An 18,499-nucleotide genomic window follows, 5' to 3' on the forward strand; every position below is an offset into this window, starting at 1 on the left:
CGCCGGCCCCAGGGTGGCGGGCGGCTCGCTCCGGTCCTAGGGGCGCGGGGGACCGCACGGCCGGCCACCCGCGACCCGCGGCCGCACGACCGCCGCAGCCGACCCGGTCAGGGCCGCTGCGCCCGCCAGGGCGAAGCACACGGACAACGGGAGCCGGCCGATCAGCAGCCCCGCTGCCAGCGCCCCGGCCGAGCTCCCCGCGTTCACCCCGGTGTTCACCCACGCCCCGGCCCGGGTCCGGGAACCCTCCGCCGCCGTCTCGTCGGCCAGGAGGTACGCCGTCGTCAGCGCCGGGGCGATGAACGCGCCGGCGAGGACCATCGCGGCGGTGAGGGTCCACAGGTCGGAGGCCAGCCCCGCCAGGGCGAGGACCAGCCCGAGGGCCGCCGCGAACCGGCACAGCCGGGCCCGGGCGGCCGTACGCCACCGCACCGCCCCGTTGGCCAGACCGCCCAGCGCGCTGCCCGCCGAGAGCGCGCCCAGCACCCAGGGGACGAGGGCGGGGTCGTAGGAGCGCTCGGTGGCGAAGGCCATGACCAGCAGTTCCACCGAGCTGAGGGCCAGCCCGACGCCCAGGGCGACCGCCACCGGGGGCAGCAGGCCCCGGACCGCGGCGGGGCGCTCCCGCCGGTGCGCCGGGCGCGGGCCGGGCAGTACCGGGGAGGTGACGAAACCGCAGGTGCCCGCCACGTTCAGGGCCGCGCTCAGCAGGATCCCGGCGGCCGGCGGGGCGAAACCCATGAGCGCGCCGACCAGTGCCGGACCGGAGACGTACAGCAGTTCCTCGGCGACGCCGTCGAGGCTGTAGGCGCGCTGCACCAGGCCCCGGTCCGCGACCAGTTCGGACCATAGGGCGCGCATGGTCGGGCCCAGCGGCGGCGCGCAGGCCCCGGCCAGGGCGGCGGACACGGCGATGAGCCCTGCCGGGGCTCCGGGCCGCCAGGTGAGGGCCGCCAGGACGCTTAGCAGGGCGCCGTACAGCGCCGACATGGGCAGCAGGGCCCGGCGCGGGCCGTGCCGGTCGATCAGCGAGGCCCGCAGCGGCATCAGGAAGACCGTGCTGGCGCCGAACAGGGACAGCACGGTGCCGGACACGGCCCAGGACCCGGTGGCCCGGGAGACGGACAGCAGGACGGCGAGGGCGACCGTGCCGTAGGACAGGCGGGCGGTCAGGGCGGCGGTGAAGGCGCGGCGCGCATGCGGGACGCGCAGGACAGCGGCGTAGGAGGGCCGCGAAAGGTGCGTGGACACGCGGAAGTTCCCCTGGGAGAGGCGGAAGAGGGACACCGAAGGGCGCGGTGGCCGTCGCTCGGCCCCGCGATCCCGGGTGCGCTCTACGCCAAGAAGAGGAACATGCCCGTCACGCTAGCGGTGTGACCACCGGGTCGGCGAGCCCTCAGCCCTGCGTCAGGCCCGCGACCAGCTCGTCCGCCGCGCGGTAGGGATCCAGTTCACCGGCGGTGATCCGCTCGGCGAGGGCGCTCAGGCGGCGGTCCCCGTGCAGGTCGCCGATGCGCTCGCGCAGCGCGGTGACGGCGATGGTCTCCACCTCGCGGGCCGCGCGGGCCTTGCGGCGCTCGGCGAGGACGCCCCGCTCCTCCATCCAGGCCCGGTGCTTCTCCAGGGCCTCCACGACCTCGTCGACGCCTTGCGCGCGGGCCGCGACCGTCTTGACGATCGGCGGGCGCCAGTCGCCGGGGCCGCGGGACTCGCCCAGGCCCAGCATGTGGTTCAGCTCGCGGGCGGTCGCGTCGGCGCCGTCCCGGTCTGCCTTGTTGACGACGTAGACGTCACCGATCTCCAGGATCCCGGCCTTCGCCGCCTGGATGCCGTCGCCCATGCCGGGCGCCAGCAGCACCACGGAGGTGTCCGCCTGGGAGGCGATCTCGACCTCCGACTGGCCCACGCCGACCGTCTCCACCAGGATCACGTCGCAGCCCGCCGCGTCCAGCACCCGGATGGCCTGCGGGGCCGCCCAGGCGAGGCCGCCGAGGTGGCCGCGGGTCGCCATCGAGCGGATGTAGACACCGGGGTCGGAGGCGTGGTCCGACATCCGGACCCGGTCGCCGAGCAGGGCGCCGCCGGAGAACGGCGACGAGGGGTCGACGGCCAGGACGCCGACCCGCCTGCCCTGCTTGCGGTACGCGGTGACGAGCGCGGAGGTGGAGGTGGACTTGCCGACGCCGGGCGAGCCGGTCAGGCCCACCACATAGGCGTTGCCGGTCAGCGGCGCCAGCGCCGCCATCACCTCCCTGAGCTGCGGGGACGCCCCCTCCACCAAGGAGATCAGCCGGGCCACGGCCCGCGGCCGGCCTTCCCTGGCCTGGGCCACCAGAGAGGAGACGTCCTGCATCACAGCTCCGTTCACTTCACCGACGTACCGCTGCACGAGACCTACGGGACCTCAGGCCTTCGGTACCCGCACGATCAGCGCGTCACCCTGGCCACCGCCGCCGCACAGCGCCGCCGCGCCGACGCCGCCGCCGCGCCGCTTGAGCTCCAGCGCCAAGTGGAGCACGAGCCGGGCGCCGGACATGCCGATCGGGTGCCCCAGCGCGATCGCGCCACCGTTGACGTTCACCTTTTCCGTGGACACGCCGAGGTCCTTCATTGACTGCACGGCGACGGCGGCGAAGGCCTCGTTGATCTCGATGAGGTCCAGGTCGGAGACGTCCAGGCCCTCCTTCTTCAGGGCGTGCTGGATGGCGTTGGACGGCTGGGACTGCAGGGAGTTGTCCGGGCCGGCCACATTGCCGTGGGCGCCGATCTCCGCGAGCCACTCCAGGCCCAGTTCCTCGGCCTTGGCCTTGCTCATCACGACCACGGCCGCCGCACCGTCCGAGATCTGCGAGGAGGAGCCGGCCGTGATCGTGCCGTCCTTGGCGAAGGCCGGGCGCAGCTTGCCCAGGGACTCCGCGGTGGTGTCGCCGCGGATGCCCTCGTCCTTGCTGAACAGCACCGGGTCGCCCTTGCGCTGCGGGATCTCCACCGGGGTGATCTCGGCCTCGAACAGGCCGTTCTTCTGGGCGGCGGCGGCCCGCTGGTGGGACAGGGCGGCGATCTCGTCCTGCTCGGCGCGGCCGATGCCGAGGCGGGTGTTGTGCTTCTCGGTGGACTCGCCCATGGGGATGTTCTCCCACGGGTCGGTCAGGCCGTCGTAGGCCATCGCGTCCAGCATCTGCACCGCGCCGTACTTGAAGCCGTCGCGGGACTTGGGCAGCAGGTGCGGGGCGTTGGTCATGGACTCCTGGCCGCCCGCCACGACGATGTCGAACTCGCCGGCGCGGATCAGCTGGTCGGCGAGGGCGATCGCGTCGAGGCCGGACAGACACACCTTGTTGATGGTGAGCGCCGGGACGTTCATCGGGATGCCGGCCTTGACCGCGGCCTGGCGGGCCGGGATCTGGCCCGCGCCGGCCTGGAGCACCTGGCCCATGATGACGTACTGCACCTGGTCGCCGCCGATCCCCGCACGGTCGAGGGCGGCCTTGATCGCGAAGCCGCCCAGGTCGGCTCCGGAGAAGGACTTCAGCGAGCCCAGCAGTCGCCCCATGGGCGTCCGGGCGCCCGCGACGATCACCGAGCTGGTCGTTCCAGAAGACATGAGGTGCGATCCCCTTCCAGCTGAACACAGCCGAGGAGTGAACGAGGGTTTACTTCGAATGTACTGAGCGGTTGGACACGGCGTCACCGGCCTGTCGGTGTGATCGCGCGCACGTTGCGTAACCACCCCGGGAGCGCTGCACTGAATTCATGCTGACGCGAATCGACCACATCGGGATCGCCTGCCACGACCTCGACGCGACCGTCGAGTTCTACCGGGCCACGTACGGCTTCGAGGTGTTCCACACCGAGGTCAACGAGGAGCAGGGCGTGCGCGAGGCCATGCTCAAGATCAACGAGACCTCGGACGGCGGCGCCTCCTACCTCCAGCTGCTGGAACCGACCCGCGAGGACTCGGCGGTCGGCAAGTGGCTGGCCAAGAACGGGGAGGGCGTCCACCACATCGCCTTCGGCACGGCGGACGTCGACACGGACTCCGAGGAGATCCGCGGCAAGGGCATCCGGGTGCTCTACGAAGAGCCACGGCGCGGCTCCATGGGGTCGCGGATCACCTTCCTGCACCCCAAGGACTGCCATGGCGTTCTGACAGAACTGGTCACTTCGGCCCCTGTTGAGTCACCTGAGCACTGACCCCCGTACATAGGGGCCGGTAGGGTTGGGGGCGGTCGTCCCTTTCACCGGGACGACCGCATGCCGGGGTCCGGGTTTCGGGGGGCGAGCGTCGGGGCAGCAGCCCGTGCTCCGCCGTCTGTCTGACACCATTCCCCGGGGGCCCCGTTCGGCGGATGGACGGAGCTCGTTGCAGAAGCTGACCAGGGGACGGATGGGACCGCGCAGTGCGGGGCTACGAGAGCCAGGAGCGAGAGCCGGCGGCTGACGTCGACCACCTCTCTCGGTTCGAGGCCGAGATGAAGCGGCTGAGGACCGAGCGGGAGAAGGCGATCCAGCACGCCGAGGACCTCGGCTACCAGGTCGAGGTGCTGCGCGCCAAGCTGCACGAGGCGCGCCGCACCCTCATGACCCGGCCCGCCTACGACGCGGGTGACATCGGCTACCAGGCCGAGCAGTTGCTCCGTAACGCCCAGATGCAGGCCGAGCAGCTGCGCCAGGACGCCGAGCGGGAGCTGAGCCAGGCCCGCGCGCAGACCCAGCGCATCCTGCAGGAACACGCCGAGCAGGCCGCCCGGCTCCAGGCCGAGCTGCACCAGGAGGCGGTGACCCGCCGCCAGCAGCTGGACCAGGAGCTGGCCGAGCGCAGGGCCACCGTCGAGTCGCACGTCAACGAGAACGTGGCGTGGGCCGAGCAGCTGCGGGCCCGCACCGAGCAGCAGGCCCGCCGGCTGCTGGAGGAGTCCCGCGCGGAGGCCGAGCAGGCGATGGCCGCCGCCCGCGCGGAGGCCGAGCGGCTGACCCGGGAGGCCCGGGAGCGGCTGCAGAGCGAGGCCGAGGCGGCGCGTACGGAGGCCGAGCAGATCCTGCGCCGGGCCCGCACGGACGCCGAGCGGCTGCTGAACGCCGCCTCCACGCAGGCGCAGGAGGCCACCGAGCACGCCGAGCAGCTGCGTACGGCCACGGTCACCGAGTCGGACACGGCCCGCCGGCAGGCCGCCGAGCTGAGCCGGGCCGCCGAGGAGCGGATGACGGCGGCCGAGGAGGCGCTGCGCAAGGCGCAGGCCGAGGCCGAGAAGGTGGTCACCGAGGCGAAGGAGGCCGCCGCCAAGGCCCTCGCCACCGCCGAGGCCGCCAACGAGACGCGCACCCGGACGGCCAAGGAGCAGGTCGCCCGGCTGGTGGAGGAGGCCACCAAGGAGGCCGAGAACACCAAGTCGGAGGCCGAGCAGCTGGTCGCGGACGCCCGCGCCGAGGCCGAGAAGATCGTCGCCGAGGCCGCCGAGAAGGCCCGCTCGATCACCGCCGAGGAGACGGCCACCCAGCTGTCGAAGGCGGCGAGGACCGCCGAGGAGGTCCTCAACAAGGCGTCCGAGGACGCCCAGAAGACCACCAGGGCCGCCGCCGAGGAGGCCGAGCGGATCCGTTCGGAGGCCGAGGCCGAGGCGGACCGGCTGCGCGCCGAGGCGCACGACATCGCCGAGCAGCTCAAGGGCGCGGCCAAGGACGACACCAAGGAGTACCGCGCCAAGACGGTCGAGCTGCAGGAGGAGGCCCGCCGGCTGCGCGGCGAGGCCGAGCAGCTGCGTGCCGACGCGGTCGCCGAGGGCGAGTCGATCCGCGCCGAGGCCCGCCGGGAGGCGGTGGCCCAGATCGAGGAGGCGGCCAGGTCCGCCGAGGAGCTGCTGGCCAAGGCCAAGGCGGACGCCGACGAGCTGCGGCAGACCGCGACCGCCGACAGCGAGAAGGTCCGCACCGAGGCCATCGAGCGGGCCACCGCGCTGCGCCGGCAGGCCGAGGAGACCCTGGAGCGCACCCGCAAGGAGGCCGAGCGGCTGCGCGCGGAGGCCGCCGAGCAGGCCGAGAAGGTCCAGGCGGACGCCGAGAAGGCCGCGCGGGAGCTGCGCGAGGAGACCGAGAAGGCCGTCGAGGCCCGCCGTACCGAGGCAGCCCGGGAGCTGACCCGGCTCCAGGCCGAGGCACAGGAGCGGCTCGCCTCGGCCGAGCAGGCACTGACCGACGCCCGGGAGGAGGCGTCCCGGATCCGCCGGGAGGCCGGCGAGGAGACCGAGCGGCTGCGCGCGGAGGCCGCCGAGCGGATCCGTACGCTCCAGCAGCAGGCCGAGGCCGAGGCCGATCGGCTGCGGAACGAGGCGGCGTCCGACGCGTCCGCCTCCCGCGCCGAGGGCGAGGCCATCGCCGTACGGCTGCGGTCCGAGGCCGCCGCCGAGGCCGAGCGGCTCAAGGCGGAGGCCCAGGACACCGCCGACCGGGTGCGCGCCGAGGCACAGGCCGCCGCCGAGCGGCTGGGCACCGAGGCGTCCGAGACGCTGGCCGCCGCGCAGGAGGAGGCCGCCCGGCGCCGCCGCGAGGCCGAGGAACTCCTCGGCGCCGCCCGCGAGGAGGCCGGCCAGGAGCGGCAGCGGGCCCGCGAGCAGAGCGAGGAGCTGCTGGCCTCCGCCCGCAAGCGCGTGGAGGAGGCGCAGGCCGAGGCCACCCGTCTGGTGGAGGAGGCCGACCGGCGGGCCACGGAGATGGTGGCCGCCGCCGAGCAGCACGCCCAGCAGGTGCGGGACTCCGTCGCCGGGCTGCACGAGCAGGCGCAGGAGGAGATCACCGGGCTGCGTTCGGCCGCCGAGCACGCGGCGGACCGTACCCGGCGGGAGGCCGAGGAGGAGGCGGACCGGGTCCGCGCCGACGCCTACGCCGAGCGGGAGCGGGCGAGCGAGGACGCCTCCCGGATCCGGCGCGAGGCGAACGAGGAGTCGGAGGCCGCCAAGGCGCTGGCCGAGCGGACGATGGCGGAGGCGATCGCCGAGGCCGAGCGGCTGCGCGCGGACGCGGGCGAGTACGCCCAGCGGGTGCGCACCGAGGCGTCGGACGCGCTCGCCGAGGCCGACCAGACGGCGGCCCGTACCCGGGCGGACGCCCGTGAGGACGCCAACCGCATCCGCTCCGACGCGGCGACCCAGGCCGACACCCTCATCACCGAGGCCCGCAACGAGGCCGAACGGCTCCAGAACGAAACCGTCGCGGAAGCCGACCGGGTCCGTGCCGAGGCGCTCGCCGAGGCCGAGCAGCTGCAGGCGGAGACCGCCGCCCAGGCCGAGCGGATCCGCACGGAGGCGTCCGAGACGCTCACCGAGGCCAACGAGGCGGCGACGCGTACCCGGGCGGAGGCCCGCGAGGACGCCAACCGCATCCGCTCCGACGCGGCGACCCAGGCCGACACCCTCATCACCGAGGCCCGCAACGAGGCCGAACGGCTCCAGAACGAAACCGTCGCGGAAGCCGACCGGGTCCGTGCCGAGGCGCTCGCCGAGGCCGAGCAGCTGCTCGGGGAGGCCACCGACGAGGCCGAGCGGCTGCGCGCCGATGCCGCCGAGACGGTCGGTTCCGCGCAGGCGCACGCGGAGCGGCTGCGCGCCGAGGCCGAGCGGACGAAGGCGGACGCGGAGGCGGAGGCCGAACGGCTCGTCAACTCCGCGCGCGAGCAGGCCGAGCGGACCCTGGACGAGGCCCGCAAGGACGCCAACAAGCGGCGCTCGGAGGCGGCCGAGCAGGTCGACAAGCTCATCACGGAGACCACGGCGGAGGCCGACAAGCTGCTCACCGAGGCGCAGCAGCAGGCGCTGAAGACCACCGCGGACGCCGAGTCGCAGGCCGACACGATGGTCGGCGCGGCCCGCAGTGAGGCCGACCGGATCGTCTCCGAGGCGACCATCGAGGGCAACTCGCTGGTGGAGAAGGCCCGTACGGACGCGGACGAGCTGCTGGTCGGCGCCCGCCGGGACGCCACCGCGATCCGGCAGCGCGCGGAGGAGCTGCGCGACCGCATCACCAGCGAGATCGAGGAGCTGCACGAGCGGGCCCGCCGCGAGGCCGCCGAGACGATGAAGTCCACCGGCGACCGGTGCGACGCGCTCATCAAGGCCGCCGAGGAGCAGCTGGCGAAGGCCGAGGCCAAGGCCAAGGAGCTGGTCTCGGAGGCCAACTCCGAGGCCGGCAAGGTGCGGATCGCCGCGGTGAAGAAGGCGGAGGGGCTGCTCAAGGAGGCCGAACAGAAGAAGGCCCGCCTGGTCAAGGAGGCCGAGGAGCTGAAGGCGGAGGCCGTCCGCGAGGCCCGGCGCACGGTCGAGGAGGGCAAGCGGGAGCTGGAGATCCTGGTGCGCCGGCGCGAGGACATCAACGCCGAGATCTCGCGTGTCCAGGACGTCCTGGAGGCCCTGGAATCCTTCGAGGCCCCCACCTCCGGCAAGGACAACGGAGTCAAGGCGGGCGCCACGGTGGGCGCCCCCCGTTCGGGTGGCAAATCGTCGGAGAGCTAGCGCTGGAGGTGCGATCCGGTGTCTTCTGGGTGCTTTGCCCGTGTAGTTGGCAAGCCGTGCGACCGTCAGCCACTCAAAAGAGGTGCCATTCTCCAGATCAAAATCGTATCCGCTCGATGACACACCGCTTCGGCCCCTAGGATTCCCTCTATCACCTCACTCACCGGTCTCATTCGACAGGAACCCCATGAGCGACACTTCCCCCTACGGCTTCGAGCTTGTGCGGCGTGGGTACGACCGCGCTCAGGTGGACGAACGTATCTCCAAGCTCGTCTCCGACCGTGACAGCGCTCTCGCCCGCATCACCGCTCTGGAGAAGCGCATCGAGGAGCTGCACCTCGAAACCCAGAACGCCCAGGCCCAGATCACCGACGCCGAGCCGTCGTACGCGGGTCTCGGTGCGCGGGTCGAGAAGATCCTGCGCCTGGCCGAGGAAGAGGCAAAGGAGCTGCGTGAGGAGGCCCGGCGGGCGGCCGAGCAGCACCGCGACCTCGCCGAGTCGGCGGCCCAGCAGGTCCGCAACGACGCCGAGTCGTACGCGGCCGAGCGCAAGGCCAAGGCCGAGGACGAGGGCGTCCGGATCGTCGAGAAGGCCAAGGCCGACGCGGCCCAGCTGCGCGCCGAGGCCCAGAAGGACGCGCAGTCCAAGCGCGAGGAGGCGGACGCCCTCTTCGAGGAGACCCGCGCCAAGGCCGCGCAGGCCGCCGCCGACTTCGAGACCAACCTGGCCAAGCGTCGCGAGCAGTCCGAGCGCGACCTGGCCTCGCGTCAGCAGAAGGCCGAGAAGCGCCTCGCGGAGATCGAGCACCGCGCCGAGCAGCTGCGCCTGGAGGCGGAGAAGCTGCGCACGGACGCCGAGCGCCGGGCCCGCCAGACGGTGGAGACCGCCCAGCGCCAGGCCGAGGACATCGTGGCCGACGCCAACGCCAAGGCCGACCGGATCCGTTCGGAGTCCGAGCGGGAGCTGGCGGCGCTCACCAACCGCCGCGACAGCATCAACGCCCAGCTGACGAACGTCCGCGAGATGCTCGCCACGCTGACCGGTGCCGCGGTGGCCGCGGCCGGCACGTCCACCGACGACGAGCCGATCTCCCGGGGCGTGCCGGCGCAGCAGTCCCGCTGAATCCGGGCAGTCGTACGACGCTCCGAGGGGTGGTGGGCCGAGTCCCGCCGCCCCTTGGCCGTTGCCTAGCGCAGGCCGTACAGGGGCGGCTCCTTCGTGCCCTCGCCGTTGACGACGATCCAGGTGCCGTCCGCGTGCAGGAGCCGGGTGCGGGCGGCGAGCCGGTTGGTGCGGACCATGATCCCGTCGTCCTCGCCGATGCGGTCCCCGTCGGCCGTCGCGAAGGTCCACAGCCGGCCGTTCCCGCCGAGGACGGCCACCCGGTCGCGGCCCGCGGTCACCAGCCCGGCGACCCCGTCCACCCCGGCCCGCCACAGCCGGCGTCCGTCGCGCAGGGCGTAGGCCGAGACGTGGTCGGCGCCGTAGCCGCCCGGCTCGGCGGCGGCGACGACGAGGGTGTTCCCGCTGACCGTCGCCGTCAGGGCGGGCCGTGCGGTGAAGCCCTCGCCGGAGATCTGGCGCAGGAGCAGGTCCTCGTCGTCGGTGGAGAGCGGGATGCGCACCGGGTCGCCGTCGCCGGGGTAGGCGAGGACGGCCGCGACACCGCGCTCGTCGCGCTCCTCCAGCAGCAGGGTGAACGGTTCGGCACTGACCACCATGGCCGTGTCGACCGGGCTCTCCACGGGCAGCGCCCGGCTGCCGCGCTGTCTGCCGGTGGCCTCGTCCAGGGTCACCACCCGCCCGCTGCCCTGCTCCCCGGCCTGGCAGGTCACCACGACCCGCGCGGTGCCGCCGGCCGCGGAGACGACGTCCGGGGCGCACGTCTCGCCGGCCGTCTTCCCGCGCAGGCCCGCGGTCCAGCGCGGCCGGCCGTCGGTGAGGCCGTACGCCCGCACCCCGGTGTCGGTGAGAGCGAGGGCCACGTCCCCGTCGGCCGCGAGCAGGCCGTCGCTGCCCGAGGTGAACCCGGCGACGCCCTTGAACTTCCGCTCCCACAGCCTGCGGCCGGTGCGGGTGTCGACGCCCCACACGGTGTCACAGGGGTGCTCGAAGCTGGCGAAGGCGACCAGGCCGACGCCGTCGGCGACCTGCTCGCTCATCCCGCACACCGACTCGCGCACCGGCGCCCGCAGCGTCCAGCGGCGGTCGCCGTCGTGGGCGTCGTAGGCGACCAGCGCGTCACTGCGCACCCGGACCACGGTCGAGCCGTGCTCGCCCACGGTCCACACGCCCTCGGCCCGTACGCTCGACGGCCGGTCCCGGTCGGCCTGCCAGGCGAGGTCCAGCACCGGTCCGCGCATCCACAGGTACGCCTGCCATCCGGGCCACAGGGCGAGCAGCACGCCGGTGACGGCGAGGACGGCGGGCAGGCCCTTGCCCGGGCGCCGGTCGGTGAACCTTCCGATGGCGAGCAGCAGGGCGAGGTAGCCGGCGAAGGTCAGCGCGAACGCCAGGACGAGCGTGGGGGTGGTGCCGTCGGGGCAGGGCCGGTACCGGCCGCCGCAGGAGCCGCCCGGGACGGACGTCCAGCCCAGGACGTGGAACTCCACCGCGAGCCCGGCCGCGGCCCCGGCGGCCGTCACCGCTGCGCCCGCCCGCCACCCCGCGCGCGGTCTGCCGTCCTGGACCACCGTGTCCCCCACCCGTGTCCCGACCCCCGGCACCCCCCGCGCCGATCAAGGAGGCTGGAGCATACCGCGACCGCTCGAGTGGCAGCCGCCCGGAGCCCGTCCTAGCGTGGCGGCATGATCGAGCTGGAGGGGCTGACCAAGCGGTACGGCGACAAAGTGGCGGTCGACCACCTCACCTTCGCCGTCCGGCCGGGCGTCGTGACGGGGTTTCTGGGACCCAACGGGGCCGGGAAGTCCACCACCATGCGGATGATCCTCGGGCTCGACCACCCCACGGCCGGCGACGTCCGCATCGACGGCACGCACTACGACCGGCTCAAGGACCCGCTGACGTACATCGGCGCCCTGCTGGACGCCAAGGCCGTGCACGGCGGCCGGAGCGCCTACCACCACCTGCTGTGCCTCGCGCAGAGCAACGGCATCCCGCGGAGCCGGGTGGCCGAGGTGCTGGAGACCGTGGGGCTGACCGCCGTGGCGCGGAAGAAGGCCAAGGGGTTCTCGTACGGCATGGGGCAGCGGCTCGGGATCGCCGCCGCACTGCTCGGGGACCCGCGGATCGTGATGTTCGACGAGCCGGTGAACGGGCTGGACCCGGAGGGCATCCACTGGATCCGGAACCTGATGAAGTCGCTGGCCGCGCAGGGCCGGACGGTGTTCGTGTCCAGCCATCTGATGAGCGAGATGGCGCTGACGGCCGATCATCTGGTGGTCATCGGGCGGGGCCGGCTGCTCGCGGACACCTCGATGGCCGACTTCGTCCGGGCGAACTCGCGGTCGTACGTGCGGATCCGCTCCCCGCAGCGCGAGCGGCTGCTCGACGTGCTGCACCAGGCGGGGATCACCGTCGTGGAGGCGGGCGGCGGGGCACTGGAGGTGGCCGGCGGCAAGGCCGAGCAGATCGGTGAACTGGCCGCGCGCAACGGGCTCGTGCTGCACGAGCTGAGCCCGCAGCAGGCCTCGTTGGAGGAGGCGTTCATGCAGCTGACGGCGGACACCGTGGAGTACCACGCGCACGCCGGGCCCGCCGCGGTCCCGCAGGACTGGGGCGCCGGCTGGAAGGGGGCCTGAGCCATGGCGGCCGTGCAGGTCATCCGGTCCGAGTGGACCAAGATCCGGTCGGTGGCGTCCACGGTGTGGACGCTGTCGCTGGCCGTGGTGGTCACCGTCGCCCTCGGCACGCTGATCTCCGCACTGTCGAACAGTCAGTACGAGAACATGCCCGTGCGGGAGCGGCTCTCCTTCGATCCCACGGTGATCAGCTTCGCGGGCATGACCCTCGGCCAGCTCGCGATGATCGTGTTCGGCGTGCTGGTCGTCTCCAACGAGTACAGCACCGGCATGATCCGGGTCTCCCTGGCCGCCGTACCGCAGCGCGGCACCTTCCTGTGCTGCAAGGTCGCGGTGGCCGCCGTGCTCGCGCTCGCCGTCGGCATGGTGACGAGCTTCGCCGCGTTCCTCCTCGGCCAGGCCATGCTCGGCTCCCACCGGGCCGCCATCGGCGACCCCGGAGTGCTGCGCGCGGTGTTCGGCGGCGGGCTCTACATGATGCTGATCGCGATGTTCTCCATGGGCGTCGCCGCGATGCTGCGCTCGCCGATGCTGTCCCTCGGCATCCTGATGCCGTTCTTCTTCCTGATCTCCAACATCCTCGGCAACGTCGACGCCACGAAGAGGATCGGCCGTTTCCTGCCCGACCAGGCCGGCAGCCGGATCATGCAGGTGGTCCCCCGGCTGGGCGACGACACGCCGTACGGGCCGTGGGCCGGGCTCGGGATCATGGCGCTGTGGGTGCTCGCCGCGCTGGCGGGCGGCTACATTCTCCTCCGGCGCCGGGACGCCCAGTAGATCCGGCGGTCACGGCACGTAATGCTCTGGGCTTTACCCTCTCTTGGGCGGAACCGTCAGCGCCTCGATATCCTCCTAACCCTTACGGGGGCGTGTGCCCCGCTGTCCTGAACCTTTCGATGGGTGCGGAGCATGATCGAGGCTGTCGGCCTGACCAAGCGCTACGGCGACAAGACCGCCGTGTACAACCTTTCCTTCCAGGTGCGGCCAGGAGCCGTCACCGGCTTCCTCGGGCCGAACGGCTCGGGCAAGTCCACGACGATGCGGATGATCCTCGGGCTGGACAACCCCACGTCCGGGTCGGTCACCATCGGCGGCCACCCGTACCGCAAGCTGCCCAACGCCCCCCGGCAGGTCGGCGCGCTGCTCGACGCCAAGGCCGTGCACGGCGGCCGGACCGCCCGCAACCACCTGCTGAGCCTCGCCCAGATGTCGGGCATCCCGGCCCGCCGCGTGGACGAGGTGCTCGGTGTCGTCGGCCTCCAGGGTGTGGCCAGGAAGCGCTCCAAGGGCTTCTCGCTCGGCATGGGCCAGCGCCTCGGCATCGCCGCCGCGCTGCTCGGCGACCCGCAGGTGCTGCTCTTCGACGAGCCGGTCAACGGCCTCGACCCCGAGGGCATCCTCTGGGTCCGCAACCTGATGAAGGCCCTCGCGGCCGAGGGCCGTACGGTCTTCGTCTCCTCCCATCTCATGAGCGAGATGGCGCTGACCGCCGACCACCTCATCGTGATCGGGCGCGGCCAGCTGCTCGCCGACATGAGCGTGAAGGACTTCATCTCGGCCAACTCCGCCGACTTCGCGCGTGTGCGCACCCCCGACACCGAGCCGCAGCTGCGCGAGAAGCTGACCTCGGCGCTCACCGAGGCGGGCGGGCACGTGCTGCCCGAGCAGGACGGCGCGCTGCGGGTGACCGGGCTGCCGCTGCCCCGCATCAGCGACCTCGCGCACGAGGCGGACGTCCGGCTGTGGGAGCTGTCCCCGCACCAGGCCTCGCTGGAGGAGGCGTACATGCGGATGACGCAGGGCGCCGTGGACTACCGCTCCACGGTCGACCAGAAGGCGGGCCTCCAGCAGCCGCTGCCGCCCGGTGCCCAGCCGCCCATGCCGGTCCCCGGCCAGGGCCAGCCCGGCTGGTACGCCCCGCCGCCGCCCCAGCAGGGCGGCCAGCCGCCCGCCGCGGGGCTGTACGGCGGTGCTCCGGGGGCGGGTACGGCGCCGGTGGCGGCCAACCCGTACGCCCAGCCGGCCGCACCGGCCCAGCCCGCGCCCCCGGCCGCCCAGCCCGCCGCTCCGGCCGCGCAGGCCCCGTCGGCCGCCCCCGCGCCGCAGGCTCAGCCGCCGGTGCTGACCAAGGAGGCGCCGGCCGCCGCGCAGGCCCCCGCGGCCCCGCCCGTGCCCGCCGCCGCTCCCCCGGCCCCCGCGGCCGCCCCGGCGCCCGCCGCCTCCGCCCCCGCCGACCCGACCCAGCACGAGGACGCCCGATGAGCACCCACCAGCCCCCGATGCCGCAGGCCCCGGCCGCCGCGCCCGACTGGCAGGCGGCGCCCGGCGGGCCGTACCCCGGCTACACCTCGCCCATCCCGGTCGTGCGCACCCACCTCGGGCACGCGCTGGCCGCCGAGTGGACGAAGATCAAGTCGGTGCGCTCGACGATGTGGACGCTCGGCGTGTTCATCGTGCTCGTCGTCGGCATCGGCCTGCTGGCCGGCGCCCTGATCGAGGCCCACTCCGACTCCGAGAGCCTGTCCGGCGAGAACCCGCTGTCGTTCGGCTTCTTCGGCCTGCTCGTCGGCAGCATCTGCATCATCACGCTCGGCGTGCTGACCACGGCCTCGGAGTACGGCACCGGCATGATCCGTACGACGATGACGGCATGCCCCAGCCGGGCCCGGGTGCTCGCCGCCAAGTCGATCGTGTTCTTCGCCGTCGCCTTCGCCGTCACCCTGGCCGCCTCCGCCTTCGTGGCCATGGTCCAGGCGTCCATGCTGGAGAACACCGGCGCGCGGACCCCGTCCGGCGGGGACTGGCTCAAGGCCACCGTCGGCGTCAGCCTCTACATGGCGCTGCTCGGCCTGGTCTCGCTGCTGATCGGCTCGGTGATCCGGCACTCCGCGGGCGCCATCACCATCATGATCGGCGTGGTCCTCGCGCCGCTCGTGCTCGCGATGTTCATGGCCACCGAGTCGCTCTACAAGCTGCGCGAGTGGCTGTTCGAGTACTCGATCCCCAACCAGCTGAGCGTCTTCTACACCAACTCCCTCTCGGAGTCGGGACCGTCCGGCTGGGACCCGCTGTGGATCATGCTCGTGGTGGCGGCGGCGGTGTACGCGGGCGCGTACTCGCTGCTGCAGAGCCGGGACGTGTGAGCCCGGCCCGGACTCAGAATCTCGGCGCGTTACGGGACCGCTGCACCCGCGTGGTGCGGCGGTCCTTCGCGTTCCAGCAGGCCTTGTGCCAGTGCCGGCGGTCGTCGACGCCCGCGTGCTCCGGCCAGGCCACCACGTGCGGGACGCCGGAGGGGATCAGCTGGTCGCAGCCAGGGCAGCGGTAGGTCTTGCCCCCCGCGCCGGCCCCGGCGACATGCCGCACGCTCCAGTCCTCGCCCTGCCAGTTCTCGGTGGACTGCCAGCCGCCGTACCGGCCGGCGCGATCGTCCTCGGCGCTCCGGCCCGACGATCCGGCTGCCTTCGGTCGGTTGTGACGCGGGGACACGGGGCACCTCTCGGGGCTATACAGGAAGCACGGGCTCCGTCCAGCCTACGCGTCGCCGCGGGGGTACGCGTGGGTACGTGCAAGGAACCAACCCGTACAAGTCCCCCTCCAGGGCGACCCATTCTGCAGACAATCCGCAAATCTCTCCGCCAGGCCGTGTCCTGGGCACGTGTCAGACGGTTATGCCGGGTGGGGGAGCTCCGGGTCGGAGCCAAGGAAGCAGGAAATGCGATGCACGTAGGAAGTTTTGTGCTGGCGGCCCAGTTCCCGGGCCAGGGCCCCGGGGAAGCCCTGCACCGGGCGGTCCGCTCGGCCGAGGTCGCAGAGCAGTCCGGGCTGGACGCGGTGTGGCTCGCCGAGCACCACTTCGTGCCCTACGGCACATGCCCGTCCGCGGTGACCCTGGCCGCGCTGCTGCTCGGCCGCACCCGCCGCATCCGGGTCGGTACGGCGGTCAGCGTACTGCCCACGGCCCACCCGGTCGCCCTCGGCGAGCAGGCCGCGCTGCTCCACCTCACCAGCGGCGGGCGGTTCTCGCTGGGCGTCGGGCGCGGCGGCCCCTGGGTCGACCTGGAGGTGTTCGGCACGGGACTGCAGGCGTACGAACACGGGTTCCCGGAGTCCCTCGATCTGCTGCTGCGCTGGCTGAGCGAACCGTCCGTGGCGGCCTCCGGCGAGCGGTTCTCCTTCCGCGAGGTGCCGGTCGTACCCCGTCCGTCCGAGGCCCTGACGGAGACCCCCGGCCCGGAGGTCGTCCTCGCCTGCACCTCACCGGCGAGCGTACGGCTGGCCGCCGAGCGCGGGCTGCCGATGCTGCTCGGCATGCACGTCGGGGACGAGGAGAAGGCCGAGATGGTCGCCCTGTGGCGGCGCTGCGCCCGGGCGGCGGGCCGGCCGGCCGAGGAGATCGCGGACGCCGCCCACGTCTCGGCCGGGGTCTGCCAGCTCGCCGACCGGCGCACGGACGCCGTCGAGACGCTGACGAAGGCGATGCCGGGGTGGCTGAAAGAGGGACTCGCGGCTCATGTGACGGTGGACGGACGGGCGCGCACGATGCGCGACCCGCACGCCTACACCGAACTGCTCTGCGGGCTGCACCCGGTGGGCACCCCGCGGCTGGCGGCCGACCGGCTCGCCGCCACCTCGGAGCGCACCGGCATCTCCCGCTTCGCCCTCCTGGTGGAGGGCTCGGGCGACCTCGCGGCCACCGAGGAGAACCTGCGGCGCCTGGGCGCCGAGGTGCTGCCTCAGCTGCGCTGACCTCCGACTCCCCCGCGGGGGCCACCTGGGGGCTTGCCGCCCCGGTACTGCATGCACCTCCCACGGGTGGAGCGGCAAGCCGGCGGCTCCCCGGCCCGGCCGTACCGAAAGCGCGCGTCAGCAGTCCCGAAGCTCCGGCGACTGGTTCAGCAACTGGCTGCGCACCGACGTGAAGCGGGCCAACGTCTCGTCCACCGAGGCGTCCAGCGGGAACACCGCCACGCGGTGGCAGTTCTGGAAGGCCAGCCGCACACCGAAGTGCCGCTGCAGCGCGCCGCGTATGGCGTCACTCGCGAGCGCACGCAGCAGCTGACCGCGCGCCTGCTCGTCCGGCGGGGGCGTCTGGTTGTCGGCGAAGGAGCCGCCGTCCACCTTCAGCTGGGCCACCAGGGAGCTGATCATCTCCCATGCGTAGGGCAGGGAGGTCCGGACGCAGTCGACGAATGCTGCTTCGTCGACCTCGCCTCGCTCGGCCTGTTCGAGTAGGGCCGGTGAGACGTCGAGCGACATGGGTTCTCCTCTCGCACCCCCGAGGCGCAGGGGTTGCCGGACAGATAAGGGAGTTCGCGATTTCGAACACGCTCGGTACACGGGCCGCAACCTCCCGTCCCTACGGTAGGCAACGGTAGGTGACCACACCAGCAGAATGCGTATATGGAGCGGTCCCGTTACGCCCACAATCGGCCAGGGATGAACAAGAGTTTCAAGGGATAAATGGGGCGATCCACAGGGAGCGGGGCGGGCGGATCGCGAGCACCGGCGGGCGTCGAGTAGCGTTGCCGACCATGCGTCTCGTCATTGCCCGATGCTCGGTCGACTACGCCGGCCGGCTCACCGCCCACCTGCCCTCGGCGCCGCGCCTGATCCTGGTCAAGGCGGACGGCAGCGTCTCCATCCACGCCGACGACCGGGCGTACAAGCCGCTCAACTGGATGTCGCCGCCCTGCACCCTGAAGGAGGGGACGGGCGAGGACGAGGGCGTGTGGACGGTCGTCAACAAGGCGGGCGAGAAACTGATCATCACGATGGAGGAAATCCTCCACGACTCCTCGCACGAACTCGGGGTGGACCCGGGTCTGATCAAGGACGGCGTGGAAGCGCACCTCCAGGAACTCCTGGCCGACCGCATCGAGACGCTCGGCGAGGGCTACACCCTCATCCGCCGCGAGTACATGACCGCGATCGGCCCCGTGGACATCCTCTGCCGGGACGCCGACGGCCAGACGGTCGCGGTCGAGATCAAGCGCAGGGGTGAGATCGACGGCGTCGAGCAGCTCACGCGCTACCTCGAGCTGCTCAACCGCGACCCGCACCTCGCGCCGGTCCGCGGCATCTTCGCCGCCCAGGAGATCAAGCCCCAGGCCCGCGTCCTCGCCACCGACCGCGGCATCAACTGCCAGATCCTGGACTACAACGCCCTGCGCGGCATCGAGGACGACAAGCTCCGCTTGTTCTAGCCCGCCGACCCGGTCCTGCTTTCCCCGCTG

General features: G+C 73.0%; 15 protein-coding genes. 9 read left to right on the forward strand and 6 right to left on the reverse strand.

Annotated elements, in window-relative coordinates; translation table 11 throughout:
- Positions 1-36: 36 nt before the first annotated feature.
- The 3 genes from ACIP4Y_RS28250 to ACIP4Y_RS28260 form a co-directional block, all read right to left on the reverse strand.
- Positions 37-1,251, reverse strand: coding sequence for an MFS transporter (locus tag ACIP4Y_RS28250; protein WP_401398541.1), 1,215 nt, complete (start codon positions 1,249-1,251; stop codon positions 37-39).
- Positions 1,252-1,396: 145 nt separating this feature from the next.
- The gene (meaB, locus tag ACIP4Y_RS28255) at positions 1,397-2,353 is read right to left on the reverse strand and encodes a methylmalonyl Co-A mutase-associated GTPase MeaB (protein ID WP_358640066.1); all 957 of its coding nucleotides are present in this window, start codon (positions 2,351-2,353) and stop codon (positions 1,397-1,399) included.
- 51 nt (positions 2,354-2,404) lie between these two features.
- Positions 2,405-3,604, reverse strand: a complete 1,200-nt coding sequence (locus tag ACIP4Y_RS28260; RefSeq protein ID WP_358640068.1) for an acetyl-CoA C-acetyltransferase — start codon at positions 3,602-3,604, stop codon at positions 2,405-2,407.
- A 149-nt stretch (positions 3,605-3,753) separates the two neighbouring features.
- On the opposite strand from ACIP4Y_RS28260, the gene mce reads away from it, so the two are divergent.
- From mce to ACIP4Y_RS28275, 3 genes are all read left to right on the forward strand, one after another.
- Positions 3,754-4,194 (forward strand): methylmalonyl-CoA epimerase, encoded by a 441-nt coding sequence (mce, locus tag ACIP4Y_RS28265; RefSeq protein ID WP_358640070.1) that lies wholly within the window; start codon positions 3,754-3,756, stop codon positions 4,192-4,194.
- 206 nt (positions 4,195-4,400) lie between these two features.
- On the forward strand, positions 4,401-8,501 hold the full coding sequence (gene scy, locus ACIP4Y_RS28270; protein ID WP_401398544.1) for a polarized growth protein Scy: 4,101 nt from the start codon (positions 4,401-4,403) through the stop codon (positions 8,499-8,501).
- 187 nt (positions 8,502-8,688) lie between these two features.
- Positions 8,689-9,624, forward strand: coding sequence for a cellulose-binding protein (locus ACIP4Y_RS28275; protein ID WP_189306135.1), 936 nt, complete (start codon positions 8,689-8,691; stop codon positions 9,622-9,624).
- Positions 9,625-9,689: 65 nt separating this feature from the next.
- On the opposite strand, the gene ACIP4Y_RS28280 is transcribed toward ACIP4Y_RS28275, so the two are convergent.
- Positions 9,690-11,207, reverse strand: a complete 1,518-nt coding sequence (locus tag ACIP4Y_RS28280; RefSeq protein WP_401398547.1) for a PQQ-binding-like beta-propeller repeat protein — start codon at positions 11,205-11,207, stop codon at positions 9,690-9,692.
- A gap of 102 nt (positions 11,208-11,309) precedes the next feature.
- Here ACIP4Y_RS28280 and ACIP4Y_RS28285 point away from each other — a divergent pair, with 102 nt between their 5' ends.
- The 4 genes from ACIP4Y_RS28285 (at position 11,310) to ACIP4Y_RS28300 (ending at position 15,406) form a co-directional block, all read left to right on the forward strand.
- Entirely contained in the window at positions 11,310-12,263 is a 954-nt protein-coding gene (locus tag ACIP4Y_RS28285) for an ATP-binding cassette domain-containing protein (RefSeq protein WP_358640077.1), read from the forward strand.
- Positions 12,264-12,266: 3 nt separating this feature from the next.
- Positions 12,267-13,040, forward strand: coding sequence for an ABC transporter permease (locus tag ACIP4Y_RS28290; protein ID WP_401398549.1), 774 nt, complete (start codon positions 12,267-12,269; stop codon positions 13,038-13,040).
- A gap of 132 nt (positions 13,041-13,172) precedes the next feature.
- The gene (locus tag ACIP4Y_RS28295; RefSeq protein WP_401398551.1) at positions 13,173-14,525 is read left to right on the forward strand and encodes an ABC transporter ATP-binding protein; all 1,353 of its coding nucleotides are present in this window, start codon (positions 13,173-13,175) and stop codon (positions 14,523-14,525) included.
- A complete protein-coding gene (locus tag ACIP4Y_RS28300; protein ID WP_401398553.1) occupies positions 14,522-15,406 on the forward strand; it encodes an ABC transporter permease subunit in 885 nt (294 codons plus the stop codon). Before ACIP4Y_RS28295 ends, ACIP4Y_RS28300 begins: the two co-directional genes overlap by 4 nt.
- Before the next feature lie 13 nt (positions 15,407-15,419).
- Here ACIP4Y_RS28300 and ACIP4Y_RS28305 read toward each other — a convergent pair whose 3' ends face one another.
- Positions 15,420-15,752, reverse strand: a complete 333-nt coding sequence (locus ACIP4Y_RS28305; RefSeq protein WP_401398555.1) for an ATP/GTP-binding protein — start codon at positions 15,750-15,752, stop codon at positions 15,420-15,422.
- A gap of 231 nt (positions 15,753-15,983) precedes the next feature.
- Between ACIP4Y_RS28305 and ACIP4Y_RS28310 the strand changes: the two genes are divergently transcribed.
- Positions 15,984-17,012, forward strand: coding sequence for an LLM class flavin-dependent oxidoreductase (locus ACIP4Y_RS28310; RefSeq protein WP_401398557.1), 1,029 nt, complete (start codon positions 15,984-15,986; stop codon positions 17,010-17,012).
- 117 nt (positions 17,013-17,129) lie between these two features.
- On the opposite strand, the gene ACIP4Y_RS28315 is transcribed toward ACIP4Y_RS28310, so the two are convergent.
- Positions 17,130-17,522: an SCO5389 family protein gene (locus tag ACIP4Y_RS28315; protein WP_317445441.1), complete on the reverse strand. Its 393-nt coding sequence runs from the start codon at positions 17,520-17,522 to the stop codon at positions 17,130-17,132.
- 275 nt (positions 17,523-17,797) lie between these two features.
- On the opposite strand from ACIP4Y_RS28315, the gene nucS reads away from it, so the two are divergent.
- Positions 17,798-18,469, forward strand: coding sequence for an endonuclease NucS (gene nucS / locus ACIP4Y_RS28320; protein WP_358640089.1), 672 nt, complete (start codon positions 17,798-17,800; stop codon positions 18,467-18,469).
- Positions 18,470-18,499 lie beyond the last annotated feature (30 nt).

The sequence above is a fragment of the Streptomyces sp. NPDC088810 genome, assembly GCF_044750305.1.
Taxonomy (GTDB): Bacteria; Actinomycetota; Actinomycetes; order Streptomycetales; family Streptomycetaceae; genus Streptomyces.

Coding starts and splice junctions, on each gene's coding strand:
- ACIP4Y_RS28285 (WP_358640077.1), top strand. CDS start 11,310: ATGATCGAGCTGGAGGGGCTGACCAAGCGGTACGGCGACAAAGTGGCG.
- mce (WP_358640070.1), top strand. CDS start 3,754: ATGCTGACGCGAATCGACCACATCGGGATCGCCTGCCACGACCTCGAC.
- ACIP4Y_RS28310 (WP_401398557.1), top strand. CDS start 15,984: ATGCACGTAGGAAGTTTTGTGCTGGCGGCCCAGTTCCCGGGCCAGGGC.
- ACIP4Y_RS28295 (WP_401398551.1), top strand. CDS start 13,173: ATGATCGAGGCTGTCGGCCTGACCAAGCGCTACGGCGACAAGACCGCC.
- ACIP4Y_RS28315 (WP_317445441.1), bottom strand. CDS start 17,522: ATGTCGCTCGACGTCTCACCGGCCCTACTCGAACAGGCCGAGCGAGGC.
- ACIP4Y_RS28260 (WP_358640068.1), bottom strand. CDS start 3,604: ATGTCTTCTGGAACGACCAGCTCGGTGATCGTCGCGGGCGCCCGGACG.
- ACIP4Y_RS28290 (WP_401398549.1), top strand. CDS start 12,267: ATGGCGGCCGTGCAGGTCATCCGGTCCGAGTGGACCAAGATCCGGTCG.
- meaB (WP_358640066.1), bottom strand. CDS start 2,353: ATGCAGGACGTCTCCTCTCTGGTGGCCCAGGCCAGGGAAGGCCGGCCG.
- nucS (WP_358640089.1), top strand. CDS start 17,798: ATGCGTCTCGTCATTGCCCGATGCTCGGTCGACTACGCCGGCCGGCTC.
- ACIP4Y_RS28275 (WP_189306135.1), top strand. CDS start 8,689: ATGAGCGACACTTCCCCCTACGGCTTCGAGCTTGTGCGGCGTGGGTAC.
- ACIP4Y_RS28300 (WP_401398553.1), top strand. CDS start 14,522: ATGAGCACCCACCAGCCCCCGATGCCGCAGGCCCCGGCCGCCGCGCCC.